Genomic DNA, 14325 nt, shown 5'->3' with positions numbered 1-14325 from the left:
AGTATTCAAAAGCCCCTTCCATTGTCAGGAAGGGGCTTTTTTAGGGCAATTGGGGTATAAAGAAAGAGCATCCCCCTTCCCATTTATGGAACAAGTTAATCATGTTATGTCAAGACACTTTCTCTCTCTGCTGCTTACTTTTTTAGTTTTTGGTAGAGTCAATGCTCAGAAAAATATTCCTACTATTGATACCGAGCCTTTCGGCTCAACGGAAATACTCTGGGATTTGAAATCAATGAGCAAACCTCCCGCTTTTTCCTGGCTCGATTCTACCTCGGCCGTTCGCTCACTGACGTACGAAAGTGTAAATTACCAGGGCAAACCTACCCGGGTTTTTGCCTACTATTCCAATCCGGACTTATTAATGGGAAAGAAAACCAATCGGAAGTTTCCGGGCGTAGTGCTGGTACACGGTGGGGGAGGTGCTGCCTTTAAGGAATGGGTAGAAAAGTGGGCTGCCGATGGCTACGCAGCTATCGCCATGGATCTAGGCGGAAAAGGTGCCGACGGACAATTCCTGCCGGACGCCGGGCCGGACCAAACCCACGAATTAAAATTTACCAGCATCGAAAAAGGAGAACTACAAAATGTATGGAGTTATCATGCTGTCGCCAGTGTCATCCTGGCGCACTCGCTCTTACTAAACCAGCCACAAGTCGATTTTACCAAAACCGCACTGACGGGCATCAGCTGGGGCGGCTATCTGACGTGCATCGTCGCGGGCCTGGACAATCGTTTCAAAGCCGCAGTGCCGGTGTATGGCTGCGGGTACTACGACGAGTCGGATGTTTTTGGTAAAGATCTGGCAAAGCTATCATCCCAGGAAAAAACCAAGTGGATGAAGTACTTCGATCCTTCGGTGTACCTGCCCTTCACACGGCCTGCACTGCTTTTTGTCAATGGTAATAAAGATCGTTTCTATAATATTAGCCCTTATTCCAAAACCTACGCACTGCCAAAAGAAACGCAGAAAAACATTTGCTTGAAACCCGACATGAGGCATAGCCATACGCACGGTTGGGAGCCCGTTGAAATTCGCTATTTCTTCGAATCGGTACTGAACGATGGCGTTCCGTTGCCAAAAGTGGAAACAGTAAAGAAAAGTGATTCGACTGTCCACACGGCCTTTGACGCGGTGGTGGGGCTGCGTGCAGCGCGTTTTTACTATTCCTCGGACATCACGTCGGCCAATGAGCAACGGGTTTGGGCCAGTGTAGAAGCCAAAGTCGATCCTGCGCGGAAAAAACTCACCGCTAAAGTACCCGATCCGAATTTTGCCTACGGCTTTTTCTACATTACCGACCACCGCGAGGTGTCGGTTTCGAGTCCGATTTTTGTAAAGGGGAAGTTATAGCCGGTCCGCAAGTACTTTATTGAGCGATTTGAGATTGTCTTGTTCTTCGTACAAGCTATAAATCACCTGACCTTCGGGGTCGATGACATAGAGTACTGGAATAGCTTGTATCGAATATTGTCTCATCATTTTTTGAGTTAAAAATGCATGTTTTCCCTGAATATCGTACTTTTTTACAGCACCTTGAAAGGCAGAAGTATCGTCATCAGAAGAAATAAAAACCATAGCCAGTTTCTCTTCGGGGAAATTCTTTCTAACTTCCATAATCGTGGACATTTCGGCGACGCATGGTCCACACCAGGATGCCCAGAAATCGAGCAGTACGTATTTGCCCCGATAATCGCTCAGTGAAAATGTCCTTCCTGTTGTATCCTCGATTGTAAAGTCTGGGATCAATTGCCCTTTTTTTAGTTTAGAACTTCGCAAAATTTCTACAACGCGCTCTCCTTCCCGGCTATTCTTGAGACTATCGGGAAACAGGGCAAACAATGTAAACAAGCTATCTGAGCCTATTTTGTAGTCATATACGATTCCCGTTCTGAAAAACCAGAAATTATAGTACAACTCAGGGTTTAGGGTAATAAACTCTATGTTCTTGTCTTCCCATCTGTCAAATTTTTCTCGAGCTAACGTCAAGAGTGAGTCATTCATTTCGTCCTTATGAGCCTCTAAAAAGGTTATAGCATCCTTTTGCTCTGTAGCTGTATACTTTATCAATTCTCCCCTTCCCATGCTTTCGTGAGTATACGCGTATTTCGCTTTGAATTTACCAAGAGGATCTTTGTCCGAAGATGCACCTAAAAATGAAATGGTAGCTGGAGCATCGGTCAAGAAAAAGTTTGCTTCATGCCATCCCCCTTGCTTTGACGGATACTCAATTTCCAAACTGGCGTATCTTGAATAATACGCTCCTGAGATTATGATGCGATTGCCCTTGAAAACTGGCTTTACTTCAACTTCTTCAATCCTAGTATCGTAGGAAACTTTGAGTTTTTCCTTCACCAATAGCGGCGAAATTTCGATGGTGACGGAGAATGTTTTTTGCGCATAGGTCCCATGACACAGCAAAGTGGCTAACAAAACAGCCCAGACGATCGAACCAATTTTCTTTAATTTCATTTTGCGTTTTTTTAGGTTGGTTCGTAGAGCCAGCTACACGACTATTAGTTGTAACGCTCAGAAAAAATAACTCCCGATTAAGGGTAGATTAATTGACGAAGAACGCCTCCATCGTCACTTCATTCTGCACCAATTTTATCTCAAAAAACCTACCTACAATTAAGTTTGGCTATAAATGGTAAAATACATGATTTACATCAAACCTACACTGAAACTACCTCCACCGCCGGTGGCAGCAGTTTATACAAAATCGGTGTTACGATGCGGGAAAGTAGTGTGGAACTGATCAGTCCGCCGATAAGTACCCACGCCAGCGGCGAGTAGAGCGGATTACCTTCGATGGCCAGGGGGAGCAGGCCGCCGATGGCCGTTAGCGAAGTCAGGACGATGGGGACGAAACGGATTTCACCCGCTTGCTGAATGGCTTCGATGAGGGGTACCCCTTCGGCACGAAGCTGGTTGGTGAAGTCCACGAGCAGAATGGAGTTCTTGACCTCGATGCCGATGAGGGCAATGAGACCAATGATGGCGACAAATGAGAGGGGGTACCCTACCAGAAATAAAGCGCAGAAAGCTCCGATCATGCCTAGCGGAATGACCGACAGCACGATCAGCGAACTCTTGAAAGTCCCGAATTCCAGTACCAATACCCCCAGAAAGCCAAAAGCCGTGATGAGAATGATGGTACCCAGCCCGCCAAACGACTTGGCCCGCGCTTCCAGTTCGCCCGCTGCTTCGTAGTGAAACTCCGGCGGGAATTGGTACTTATCCAACTTGTCGATAATCGCGCTGTACACATCATCTACCAGAAAATCGCTCTTCACGTAGGCCGATACGGTCACGTAGCGATCTTTGTCGTAGTGTCGGATTTGGTTAGTGGCACTCTCGAATTGCAGGTCGGCGATTTGCCGCAACGGTACCGACGATCCCGCCAGGGTATTGATATACAAATTATTGAGTACGCTTTGGTCGGTCACTTTGCCCTTGGGCATGGTCACATTGATATTGTAATCGTCGCCTTGGGCATCTTTGAAAGTACCTACGTTCAGACCCGCCACCGCCAGGCGGATGGTGCGGTTGACATCCACCATCGAAATGCCCAGCATCCCGGCTTTTTCTTTGTTGATCTTCACCCGCAGATCGGTTTTCTGATTGGCCAGCGGATTATTTACGTAGATCGTTCCGGGGGTACTTTTCAGGATTTTCTCCACGCCAGCCGCTGTGCTCCGCAGTTGGGCCAGGTCTTCGCCGAATACCCGGATGGCCACCGGAGCTTCCGTATTGGGGCCCTGCTCAAAATCTTTGACCTCCACTTTGGCATTGGGTACCAGCCGGAAACGGTTGCGGAGTTCATCGATGATCTCGCCTTTTTTGGCAGGCGGTACATCCTGCAATTGCACGAAAAATTCAGCCACATTGGAAGCCTCGGAGCGTTGGATGACGTTGTAGTAAATCCTTGGATTTCCCTTGCCGACGTTCGTAGTACTGTATTTTAGCTCGGGAATTTTCTTCAATTCCATTTCGACGGTGCGGGCAATCCGGTTGGTTTCGGACAGGGCCGTACCATCGGGGGTTTCCAGCGTGACGAGGAACATGGGTTTTTCGGATTTGGGAAAAAGTCCGAAACCAATGATTTTGGTCAACCCCAACGAGGAAACGAATAATACCAAAGCCACGAGCAACGTTGGCAACGGATGCCGCAATGCCCAGTACAGTAGCCGACTGTACGAGCCGGAGATGACTTTTTTCAAAGCGCGGAGAAAAATGTTGCCTTCGAGATTGTGGTCGGTTTTCAAAATTCGGCTACTCAGGAAGGGCACGATCGTAAGCGAAACGACCATGGAGGCGATAATAGTCAGCGTTACGGCCATCGGCAGGCTGCGGATGAAGTCGCCCGAGGCTTCGGGCAGGAAATTGAGCGGTAAGAACGCCAGTACCAGGGTGACGGTACAACCGATTACGGCCAACGTAATCTGTCGGGTCGCTTTGATGGCCGCCTCGCGCTTGGGGTACCCTTCGCGCATCCAGCGTTCGATATTTTCAACGACCACGATCGAGTCGTCCACCAGAATGCCTAATGCGACGATCAAGCCCACAATGCTCAATTGGTTGATGCTGAATCCAAGGTAGTCCAGGCCCGCCAGTCCGATGGCCAGCGATAGCGGGATGGAAATCATGACCACCAACGCCGCCCGAAAGCCCAGCGGTAGCAGCGTGAGCGACACCAGCAAAATGGCAATCCCGAAATCTTTGGCAAAACGGCCCAGCCGCTTGCTGACACTCTCGGCCTGATCAAAGCTTTTGACTAATTCGATATTCGCGGGCAGGGTTTTGGCAAACTGCGCTACGACCGGATTCAGGGCCTGACCTACTTTTTCGATGTTTTGTCCTTCCTTTTGGGCGGCAGTCACGAGTACACAGCGGTGACCATTGAGGCGGGTCAGATGCGTTTCTTCCTCGTAGTTGTAGGCCACGTCGGCTACGTCGCGCAGATAGGTGATTTTCTGTCCGTTGGTCCCAACGATTGTGTTCCTTATTTCGTCGAGGTTTTGGTAATCGTCGGAAGTTTTGACGTTGAATTTCCGCTGGCCTGCCTGCAGACTACCGCCCGGAATGGTACTGTTCTCGGCCTGAATCGCACCCAATACCCGGTTGACCGCCACGCCCTCGGAAGCCATTTTTTCCACATTCAACGTCACGCGCACCGTGCTGGCCGGGTAGCCCCAGTCATCCACGTTTTTCAGACTTTTTACCTTCGTCAGCTCGTCTTTCAGGCGGTCGGCCTGGTCGCCTAGTTCTTTGGCCGAGGCAGTTTCAGAAATCAGGGCTACCTGGACAATATTGACATCGGTGGGCGAAAAGCGCCGGATTTCGGTGCGGAAAATATCGGCGGGTAGTTCGCGGGCCAAAGAACCTACCTCACGCACGACTTCCTGGTACTTTTCGTCGGGATCTTCGCTGAATTCGTATTCGATTTGTACCACAGCTAGGCCGTCGTCGATGCTGGTCATGACGTTTTTGATATTATCCAGCGCCGAAAAGCGCTCCTCGACCTTATCAACTACCAGCTCCTCCATGTCGAGGGCATCCGTGCCCGGATACACGTACACGACTGCAAATTGCGGGGCGAAAAATTCGGGATCTTCGCCCCGGGGCATGTTGAGCAGGGAATTGACGCCCAGCGCGACGACGCCGATAAACATCACCAGCATAAACTGCCAGTTTTTGACACTAAATTCGGATAGGTTCATAGCTTTTTGCCATACGGCCGATACTGCTCATGTATAGCAGAGAGAATCGGTCGGTGTTTTAGTTAGAATTATTGAATAGAGGAGCCTTCGGTGAGGTAAGCGCTGCCGGAGGTGATAATGGTTTCAATGCTGTCCAGGCCGTCGGTGATCAGGACATTGGGCCCATCGAGGTACCCTACGGTAACAGGTATACGCCTGGCCTTACCCTGGTTATTCACAAAAACAAAAGCCTCACGTCCGTTGCCTTCGACGATGGCTTCTACGGGAATCATGGCGTAGGTACGGCTTTGGGAGGGGTGTAGTTCTACTTTGGCGAAGAGCCCGGCGGCAAGACGCCTGCCGTTTGGGACGATTTTGATTTCTATCTCGTAGAGCTTATTCATCGGGTCAGCCGCCTGGGCCAGGCGCGACACGGTACCCGTCAGCGATTCACCGGGATAGGCGTCAAGCTGTACCGTAGCGCGATCCCCAATTTTGAGCCGCACCCAGTCCTTGTCCGTAACGCCCACGCGTACCACCCAATCGTTTCGGCGGTTGGAGGCGATGAGCAGGACGGGCGAACCCACGCCGGCCAATTCGCCTTCGTTCATGTACTTACGAGTAACGGTTCCGTCGATGGGCGACACGATGCGGGAATAGGATTGGTTGAATTGGGCAATCTGCAGGTTTTGTCTGGCCACCTCATAGCCCGTGGTAGCGTTCTGCATTTGTTCCAGCGTGGCCGCCGTGTCGCGGAGCATGTTCTGGACTCGCTTTTGATCTCGTTCGGCTTTTTCGGTAGCGTACTGCGCCTGGCTCACTTGGGCGGTGATTTCGGTTTGATCCAGAATGGCGAGGAGCTGGCCTTTTCGAACGGTTTCACCTTCACGCACCGTAATTCGTTGCACGATGCCGCCAATTTTGAAAGAGAGTTTGGCTTCGTCGGACGAGGCTACTGCGCCCGACACGTAAATTGGTTCGGCGCGGACGGATTGGGTAACAGGTACCGATTGGGTGGCGATGACGACTTCGTCGGCAACTGCCTTTTGCGCCGCTTTTTCCTGTTGGCAGGCGGCGAAGATGAAAAGAAGGAGGGGGAAGAAGAGAGAAAATTTCATGTCAGTTTTAGTTTGGAGTCGAAATAGTTTTTTGCAAGAGTGAGTACTTAATCAGGAGATCGTAACGCGAGACCGATTGCTGGAGCCTCGCGGTGAGCACATCATTTTGGGCTTTAACGTACTCGATCAATAACACGCTCCCATTGCGATAGCGGCTGTCGATCATGCGGAAATATTGCTCGGCCTTGCTCAATCCGCTGACCGTAGCTTGCCACCCTTCGCGTGCGGCGATCAGATCGTAGTAGGCTTGGTTGACTTGCAGTGCAATCTGTTTTTCCAATTCCTGTTGCCGGGTTTGCAGAACATAAGTCTGGATACGAGCCTGCTGAATTTTGGACTTCCGCTCGTAGCCCTTGAACAAATCCCAGGTGAGGCCGAGTTGGCCCACCGCGTAGGCTTGTCCGCTGAACGTATACCCAAACCCCTGGAAACCCGTATTTATTCCAACAAAAATCGAAGGAAGCTTTCCAGCCATTTCTTGCAGGCGTACCGCATTTTGGGCGGCTTCAAGCGAATGGGAAAGCTGTCGGAATTCCTGACGATTGTGGGTAGCCTGTTCCGTCAGGCTGGCTAATTCACCCGAGGGAGTAAGTTGGTCCGCAGAGGTTTGGGAGAGTACCGTACTGTCTACCCGAATGGAGGAGTTCAGATCACGGTTGAGTAGAAAATTAAAGTAGGCCTGGGCTACCTCACGATTCCGGCTGGCTTCGGCTTGCTGCTGCTCAAGCCTACTCCGTTCGTATTCGGCCGAAAATACCGCGTCTTTTGTTTGTACATTATTATCGACCAATTTCTGGTTGAGCCTGACCAATTCGTTCAGTACGTTTCGGCTGGTTTCATAGATATGCACTGCTTCCAGAGTCTGCAAATATTGGTAGTAAGCCGTTTCTATGGCGAAGCGGATTTCATTTTCTACCACATACTTCCTGGCTTCCTGCGCCGAAAGGAGATTTTGCTGAATCAGGTAGTTGTACTGAATTTCAGGATTGTAGATCGCGTACTGAATGGACAGTTTGGTATCGTGGAAATTGTTGGGAGCCAGTTGGACATCCACATTTTCAATCTGCGGGAAGCGATCGGATTGCGTCATCTCGTTCAGGGTTTTGTACACCGGATTCAATAAATCACCAACCGGGAACTGCAACCGGCGTCCTCCGGCGGCTAATGAATAGGTAGGTGCAAAGGTCACGTGCGGATAAAACAGTGCTCTGGCCTGCCGTAAGTTTTCGGTAGCATTGGCAATGCCCAGCGTTTCCTGCTTCAGCGAGAGATTGTTTGCCAAACCCAGCTGCACGTATTCTTCAAGCGCAGCAGGTACCTGCGCTGTCGCCCTAGAGGGTAGAAACCAGCCTAAGGCTGCAAAAAGTAGAATGTATTTCATAATAATCGTTGTATACTTACTAAACACTGTTCATTAGAAAGGCAAAAAAATAGCACAGCAACTGTACTCATGTATAAAAATTAAACTCAAACTAGGACTTTCACCTAAGTGTGTGCCTCACAATGCCCCCCGCAACATCTTTACAAACAAGGCAAACGACTGCTGCATGCGCTCATTCTCACGGTTGTCATTGAACATTTTCATCCGACCTTTCAGGTAGATTGTCACCAGCCCGTGCATGTAGCTCCAAATCGTGAGTGCGGCGGTTTCAATATTCTGTTCCTGAAAATATCCAACCTTAATGCATTCCGATACAACGTTTTCCAGTAGAGAAAAGGACTTTTTACCATCTTCCCACGATTCGTCACGGCAGGCTAAATCCTCCATTGGACCCTCCATAAGAAACATCAAATCGTACATCTCGGGGTTAGCGATAGCATATTTGATATACTGGTGGCCCATTTCTACTAACCGGGCGAAAGGGTCGCTGATGGTACCTACCTGGGAAAGTTCGGCGGTCATTCTGGCAAACGCCGCTTCGTGCAGGGCAAAAAGCAGCTCATTCTTATCCTTATAATAGAGATAGATGGTACCCGGGCTATACTCGATCGCATCCGCGATGTTACGGATGCTTGTTTTTTCGTAGCCTTTGGTCAGGAAAAGCGTACGGGCGGCATTAAGAATCAACTCCCGCATTTCTTCCCGATCCCGCTCTTTCCGCTCTGATATTCCCATGGTCAATTTCTAAATACAGTACAAATATACTGAACAGTGTTTAGTGTCCAAATTATTTTTAATTTTTTTTTTAACCCGGCAGCCGAATACCTGTCTGAATCAGGTTGGAAGCACATTTGGCAATAATCTTGCCCTCAGTGGTAACGAGCTCGCACTCGCAATGGACTATATTGCGGCCCGCCCGGATTACCTTGGCGTTGGCCGTAAGTACTTCGCCCAGCCGGGCAGCGTTGAGGAAATCGCAGTTCAGATTCACGGAAGTGTAGCCGTACTCGCGTCCGAGCGCAAACACCATCATCCCTACTACCTCGTCCATCATAGCGGCGGCGCTGCCGCCGTGCAGCACACCCATTGGGTTAGTCATGTTTTCCCGGATTGTAAACTCCACGCTAATGTGGCCGTAGTCGATGGCCCGTACGGTACCATTGAGCCAGCGTCCCAGCGGGGAGATACTGTTGCTAAGGTCGTTTCCGATTAGGGTACGGAAAAATTCAAGACGGGGGTTGGTTTGGGCGGTATCTTGCATAGCGTAGGGTACATTTGATAAATACTCAGAATGAAAATCGGTTAAGCATAAAATAGGAATAATCGTAGAATAAAAGCCTTAATCGAATCGAAATCCTGTATTTTATTGTGCGGGAATTCGGGGTTCTTATTACCTTTGGGCGATTTTTAACCCGGCTTGACCGGAGGATCCCGGACACGGAAAGTTTGTAAATCATAAAAGCAGCCATTACACCACCCTCCTGAGTTGACCAAAGATTTCCCAATATATGAATTATAATTTGTCACAAATCCCCGACCGCACCGCAAAACCCCGCGAAAACGGAATAACCATGGTGATGGACAAGGGCCTGAGTGTGCGTGAAGTGGAAGACATGCTCTCTGCTGCCCATCCACACATCGATCTCGTCAAACTGGGCTGGGCTACCTCGTTTGTGTCGCCCAACCTGGACGATAAGCTGGCGGCCTACCGCTCGGCCAATATCCCGGTCTATTTCGGGGGTACCCTGTTCGAGGCGTTTGTCGTTCGCAATCAATTCGACGACTACCGCAAACTGATTGACAAGTACAAACTACAGTATGCCGAGGTGTCGGACGGCTCGATTGAAATGAAGCAGGATCAGAAGTGCGAGTACATCCGCACGCTGGCGCAGCAGGTCACAGTACTTTCGGAAGTAGGTTCCAAGGACGAGGAGAAAATCATTCCGCCCTACAAGTGGATTCAACTCATGCGCGCTGAACTGGAAGCCGGTGCTTGGAAGGTGATCGGCGAAGCCCGCGAGGCCGGGAACGTTGGGCTGTTCCGGTCGAGCGGAGAGGTACGGCAAGGACTGGTGGAGGAAATCCTGACCCAGATTCCCAACGAGAAAATCCTGTGGGAAGCACCTCAGAAATCGCAGCAGGTATGGTTTGTCAAACTGCTGGGCGCCAATGTAAATCTGGGCAATATTGCCTCCAACGACCTCATACCGCTCGAAACCATTCGCCTCGGACTTCGTGGCGACACCTTTTCACACTTTCTCAACCAAAAGACCAAACAGAAATGGAAATTATCAGCCAAATAATTGATTTTTTTCTCCATCTCGATAAGCACCTTTTCGATATAGTCGAAGAGTACGGTACCCTTACCTACCTGATTCTTTTCCTGATTATTTTCACCGAAACCGGCCTGGTGTTCATGCCCCTGCTGCCGGGCGATTCGCTGCTGTTTGCAGCGGGAGCATTGGCGGCTTCTACGGGAGCTCTGAACGTGTGGCTCATCATACTCCTCCTCATCGTAGCGGCTCTTTTGGGCGACAATACCAACTACTTTGTGGGTAAGTTTCTGGGGACGCAAATCAAGCAACGCGAACGCATTCTTTTCCTGAAGCGCGAGTACCTCGAACGCACGGAAGCCTTCTACGCTACGCATGGGGGCAAAACGGTCATCATGGCTCGTTTCATTCCGATCATCCGCACAGTGGCGCCTTTTGTGGCGGGCGCGGGCAGCATGACCTACTCCAAGTACATTCTGTACTGCGTCATGGGTGCTTTGCTGTGGGTACCTTCACTGACCTTGCTGGGCTATTTTTTCGGGAACATTACGTATGTGAAAAATAATTTCGAGATTGTCATCTTTGGCATTATCGGCTTATCCATTCTGCCGATCCTGTGGGGAGTGGTCAAATCAAAATTCCTGACTCCTAAAACCGTCTGATTTCTTTTCAGGTACCTTAACCTTCAACCCCGTTTCTGACCAAAACGGGGTTTGTGTTTTTACAAAGTGGCAGGCATTCGTCGCGATGCCTGCAAAATGATCCTTACCTTTACTAGTGGCATTAATTTGGTAGGGTACCAAAACCAGCATCAATACAACAAGCTTTATGAACTTATATGGCCTCATCGGCTATCCGCTGACCCACTCCTTCTCCAAGCGCTATTTTGCGGAAAAATTCGAGCGGGAACACATCGCAGGTAGCCGCTACGATTTATATGAATTACCCGATATCACCGCGCTGCCCGCCCTGCTGGCCAATACCCCCAGCCTGCGCGGCCTCAACGTGACTATTCCCCATAAAAAAGCAGTAATCCCCTACCTGGATGGCCTGGATGATGCCTCGGCCGGGCGCATCGGGGCGGTCAATACGATTAAGGTGTTTGCTGATGGCTCAACTAAAGGCTACAACACCGACTATTATGGCTTTCGGCAGTCAGTATGCGAATGGCTCGATCGGCGGGGTGAAACCTGTCTTGGCCTGGAAACCCTAGTGCTGGGCAATGGCGGTGCCGCCAAAGCGGTGCTGGTGGCGCTGGACGATCTGGGGGCTAAACCTACCATTGTCTCCCGCACCAAAGCGACGGACGCGACTTACCCTATGCTCGGCTACGAAGATCTGACCCAGGAGGTTATTCAATCACATCGACTCATTATCAACACCACGCCCCTGGGCATGTACCCCAACGTGGAAACCTACCCGCCCATTCCTTACGAATGGCTAGGAAGCAGGCATTACCTGTATGACCTGGTGTACAATCCGCTGGAAACAGCTTTTATGCAGAAAGGAGCCAAACAGAAAGCGGTTGTCCACAACGGTCTGAAAATGTTGCAACTGCAAGCCGAAAAATCGTGGGAAACCTGGACCGTAGAAGGAGACTTATGGAATCGCTGATCCTGACCCACACCACCATTTTTACCGGTGAAGCCGTTTTGGAAGACCATGCCCTGTGGTTGGAGGCGGGGAAGATTCGAGCGGTACTATCCACCAACGAACTGCCGGAGTCGGTACCTACCCGGGATATGAATGGGGCGTGGCTGGTACCTGGCTTCGTCGATTTTCAACTGTACGGGGGTAGTACTGGATTCCTCACGCAGGATGGCTCGGTGGAATCACTCACAAATATGTACCAGACGCACCTCCAGGATGGCACCACCACCATAGTGCCTACGGTGTATTCCACTACCCAGGCGCGGATTCTGGCGGCGGCAGAAGCCATTCGGCATTATTGGGCGCTCGGTCTGCCGGGCGTGGCGGGGCTACATGTGGAGGGACCGTTCATCAGTCAGGCCAAGCGCGGCGCGCATAGTGACAAAATGGTGCGCCCACCAAGCCGGAAAGAACTGGACGAGCTAATTGAACAGGCAGGAGATGTGATCAAGGTTATGACCATCGCGCCCGAATGCTTCGACGATGCGTTGCTGAAACTTCTGCAAACCACCGGTTGGGCCATTTCGGCGGGCCATACCAATGCTACCTCGGCGCAGATGAATGCATTTTTTGATAAGGGCTTCCATCTTACTACGCACCTATACAATGCCATGCGACCGCTCGAAAGTCGGGAACTGGGCGTCGTGGGTACAATCTTCGATCGTTCCGATGTGCACGCTAGCCTGATTGCCGACGGCTACCACTGCGATTTTGGCGCCATTCGCATTGCCAAGAAGTTACTGGGTGATCGGCTTTTTCTGATTTCGGATGCCACCTTTGCCAAATATGAAGGTACCCGGTTTGAGTTTGAAGGCTTCGTTACGAACTACGACGGGGAACGCTTCACCAACGACGAAGGACTTCTGGCCGGCTCGTGTATCACGCTACTCGACGCCGTACGCAACTGTATTAGGAAGGTAGGCATCGCTCCTGACGAAACATTCCGGATGGCTTCGACCTACCCCGCCCGGCAGTTAGGAATGGATGATCGGCTAGGGTACCTCAAGCCGGGCTATATCGCCAATGTGGTAGCCCTGACTCCAGAACTGGCGGTGCAGGAAGTTTTTACGGCATAACCTCAGCTACCGCAATAAAACGCTGACAGCCTTCGGAAGAATGTCAGCGTTGGTAAAAAGTCCACAAATCATCGTCGATGTTTTCGGAGCCTACCAAGGTACCCCCTACCGCGGGTGCCTTCACTCCGCTTCCCAGTCGCATGGGACCTTGACAGCGGCGGATTTCGTCCCACAGGCCAGCCTTAACGAAAGCTTCAAGAATCGTAGTTCCTCCTTCCACAAGCACCGATTGGATTTTGCGCGCGTACAGGTCTGACAGTACCTGGTCCAACTCGTCGTTTCCTGGTTTTATTTGGCTAAAAGCTACCTCGAAGTTGTTCGAATACCGTTCGGGCAGGGTAGGGGGATCGGTCCGTTTTAGATAATTATAAAGAATCGTGGGTTGGGACGCGTCAAAAATCCGTAGGGATTGGGGCAGAGACAGCCGCCGGTCCAGCACAACCCGTACGGGATTGGTTCCCGGCCAATGCCGCACGTTCAGGCTTGGGTTATCTGAGAGCGTCGTTTGCCGTCCCACCAGAATCGCATCTTCCTCACCCCGCCACCGATGTACTAGTTGGGTCGAGTATTTATTGCTGATCGGGACGGGCTTTCCTCCCGCCGCCGCGATGAAGCCATCAGCCGATTCGGCCCATTTCAAAATAATATAGGGACGCTTTTTTGTGAAAAAAGTAAAAAAACGGCGATTCAATTTCTGTCCCATTTCGGCCAACAGACCCCGTTCGACCTGGATTCCGGCATCGCGCAGCAGGGTGAGCCCGCGCCCCGCCACCAGCGGATTGGGGTCGTCGTTAGCTACTACGACACGGGTGATTTTCTGATGGACAAGTAGCGCGGCACATGGGGGTGTTTTGCCATAATGCGAGCAGGGTTCCAAGGTTACGTAAGCGGTGGTCAAGGGAAATAGTGCCTCATGGCCCCGGGCTATGGCATCGCGCACGGCGTGCACTTCGGCGTGGGGACCGCCGTAGTTACGGTGCCATCCCTCGCCGATAATGCGCCCGTCGGCCACCAGCACGCAGCCAACCATGGGATTGGGGCTGACGCTGCCACGCCCATACTCGGCCAGCTGTAGGGCGCGTTGCATGTACTCTTCGTCGGTGTTCATTCCGTGAAGGTAGGGT

12 protein-coding genes are annotated in these 14325 nt (G+C 50.9%); 5 read left to right on the top strand and 7 right to left on the bottom strand.

The features are described from left to right. Positions 1-235 precede the first annotated feature (235 nt). A complete protein-coding gene (locus tag GBK04_RS07585) occupies positions 236-1354 on the top strand; it encodes an alpha/beta hydrolase family protein (protein ID WP_373330797.1) in 1119 nt (372 codons plus the stop codon). Here the strand turns inward: GBK04_RS07585 and GBK04_RS07580 are convergent. The 6 genes from GBK04_RS07580 to GBK04_RS07555 all read right to left on the bottom strand — a co-directional run bounded on the left by GBK04_RS07580 (position 1349) and on the right by GBK04_RS07555 (position 9463). Further along, positions 1349-2473 carry a TlpA family protein disulfide reductase gene (locus GBK04_RS07580; protein ID WP_152758301.1) on the bottom strand — a complete coding sequence of 375 codons (1125 nt, stop codon included), beginning with the start codon at positions 2471-2473 and terminating at the stop codon, positions 1349-1351. The genes GBK04_RS07585 and GBK04_RS07580 overlap by 6 nt on opposite strands. Before the next feature lie 203 nt (positions 2474-2676). Then, positions 2677-5724: an efflux RND transporter permease subunit gene (locus tag GBK04_RS07575; RefSeq protein ID WP_152758299.1), complete on the bottom strand. Its 3048-nt coding sequence runs from the start codon at positions 5722-5724 to the stop codon at positions 2677-2679. A gap of 68 nt (positions 5725-5792) precedes the next feature. Then, a complete protein-coding gene (locus GBK04_RS07570; protein ID WP_152758298.1) occupies positions 5793-6821 on the bottom strand; it encodes an efflux RND transporter periplasmic adaptor subunit in 1029 nt (342 codons plus the stop codon). A gap of 7 nt (positions 6822-6828) precedes the next feature. Next, positions 6829-8202, bottom strand: coding sequence for a TolC family protein (locus GBK04_RS07565; protein ID WP_152758296.1), 1374 nt, complete (start codon positions 8200-8202; stop codon positions 6829-6831). A 117-nt stretch (positions 8203-8319) separates the two neighbouring features. Then, on the bottom strand, positions 8320-8937 hold the full coding sequence (locus GBK04_RS07560; protein ID WP_152758294.1) for a TetR/AcrR family transcriptional regulator: 618 nt from the start codon (positions 8935-8937) through the stop codon (positions 8320-8322). Positions 8938-9007: 70 nt separating this feature from the next. Next, the gene (locus GBK04_RS07555) at positions 9008-9463 is read right to left on the bottom strand and encodes a PaaI family thioesterase (RefSeq protein WP_152758292.1); all 456 of its coding nucleotides are present in this window, start codon (positions 9461-9463) and stop codon (positions 9008-9010) included. A 247-nt stretch (positions 9464-9710) separates the two neighbouring features. Between GBK04_RS07555 and GBK04_RS07550 the strand changes: the two genes are divergently transcribed. The 4 genes from GBK04_RS07550 to nagA all read left to right on the top strand — a co-directional run bounded on the left by GBK04_RS07550 (position 9711) and on the right by nagA (position 13201). Beyond that, on the top strand, positions 9711-10505 hold the full coding sequence (locus GBK04_RS07550; protein WP_152758290.1) for a phosphosulfolactate synthase: 795 nt from the start codon (positions 9711-9713) through the stop codon (positions 10503-10505). Next, entirely contained in the window at positions 10484-11137 is a 654-nt protein-coding gene (locus tag GBK04_RS07545) for a DedA family protein (RefSeq protein ID WP_152758288.1), read from the top strand. Before GBK04_RS07550 ends, GBK04_RS07545 begins: the two co-directional genes overlap by 22 nt. Before the next feature lie 166 nt (positions 11138-11303). Further along, positions 11304-12089 (top strand): shikimate dehydrogenase family protein, encoded by a 786-nt coding sequence (locus GBK04_RS07540; protein WP_152758286.1) that lies wholly within the window; start codon positions 11304-11306, stop codon positions 12087-12089. After that, complete coding sequence (gene nagA / locus GBK04_RS07535; RefSeq protein WP_152758284.1) at positions 12077-13201, top strand: N-acetylglucosamine-6-phosphate deacetylase; 1125 nt, start codon at positions 12077-12079, stop codon at positions 13199-13201. Before GBK04_RS07540 ends, nagA begins: the two co-directional genes overlap by 13 nt. Before the next feature lie 43 nt (positions 13202-13244). Here the strand turns inward: nagA and ribD are convergent, their stop codons facing one another. Next, positions 13245-14309, bottom strand: a complete 1065-nt coding sequence (gene ribD, locus GBK04_RS07530) for a bifunctional diaminohydroxyphosphoribosylaminopyrimidine deaminase/5-amino-6-(5-phosphoribosylamino)uracil reductase RibD (protein WP_152758282.1) — start codon at positions 14307-14309, stop codon at positions 13245-13247. Positions 14310-14325 lie beyond the last annotated feature (16 nt).

The sequence above is a fragment of the Salmonirosea aquatica genome (assembly GCF_009296315.1).
In the GTDB taxonomy this organism is placed as follows: Bacteria; Bacteroidota; Bacteroidia; order Cytophagales; family Spirosomataceae; genus Salmonirosea; species Salmonirosea aquatica.
The sequence above is the reverse complement of the archived record's forward strand: the minus strand, read 5'-3'. Positions and strand labels throughout refer to the sequence as shown.

Bases quoted from the DNA above. Each gene is read 5' to 3' on its own strand.
- ribD (WP_152758282.1), bottom strand. From the start codon at position 14,309: ATGAACACCGACGAAGAGTACATGCAACGCGCCCTACAGCTGGCCGAG.
- GBK04_RS07570 (WP_152758298.1), bottom strand. From the start codon at position 6,821: ATGAAATTTTCTCTCTTCTTCCCCCTCCTTCTTTTCATCTTCGCCGCC.
- GBK04_RS07550 (WP_152758290.1), top strand. From the start codon at position 9,711: ATGAATTATAATTTGTCACAAATCCCCGACCGCACCGCAAAACCCCGC.
- GBK04_RS07560 (WP_152758294.1), bottom strand. From the start codon at position 8,937: ATGGGAATATCAGAGCGGAAAGAGCGGGATCGGGAAGAAATGCGGGAG.
- GBK04_RS07580 (WP_152758301.1), bottom strand. From the start codon at position 2,473: ATGAAATTAAAGAAAATTGGTTCGATCGTCTGGGCTGTTTTGTTAGCC.
- GBK04_RS07545 (WP_152758288.1), top strand. From the start codon at position 10,484: ATGGAAATTATCAGCCAAATAATTGATTTTTTTCTCCATCTCGATAAG.
- GBK04_RS07555 (WP_152758292.1), bottom strand. From the start codon at position 9,463: ATGCAAGATACCGCCCAAACCAACCCCCGTCTTGAATTTTTCCGTACC.
- GBK04_RS07585 (WP_373330797.1), top strand. From the start codon at position 236: ATGAGCAAACCTCCCGCTTTTTCCTGGCTCGATTCTACCTCGGCCGTT.
- GBK04_RS07575 (WP_152758299.1), bottom strand. From the start codon at position 5,724: ATGAACCTATCCGAATTTAGTGTCAAAAACTGGCAGTTTATGCTGGTG.
- GBK04_RS07565 (WP_152758296.1), bottom strand. From the start codon at position 8,202: ATGAAATACATTCTACTTTTTGCAGCCTTAGGCTGGTTTCTACCCTCT.
- nagA (WP_152758284.1), top strand. From the start codon at position 12,077: ATGGAATCGCTGATCCTGACCCACACCACCATTTTTACCGGTGAAGCC.
- GBK04_RS07540 (WP_152758286.1), top strand. From the start codon at position 11,304: ATGAACTTATATGGCCTCATCGGCTATCCGCTGACCCACTCCTTCTCC.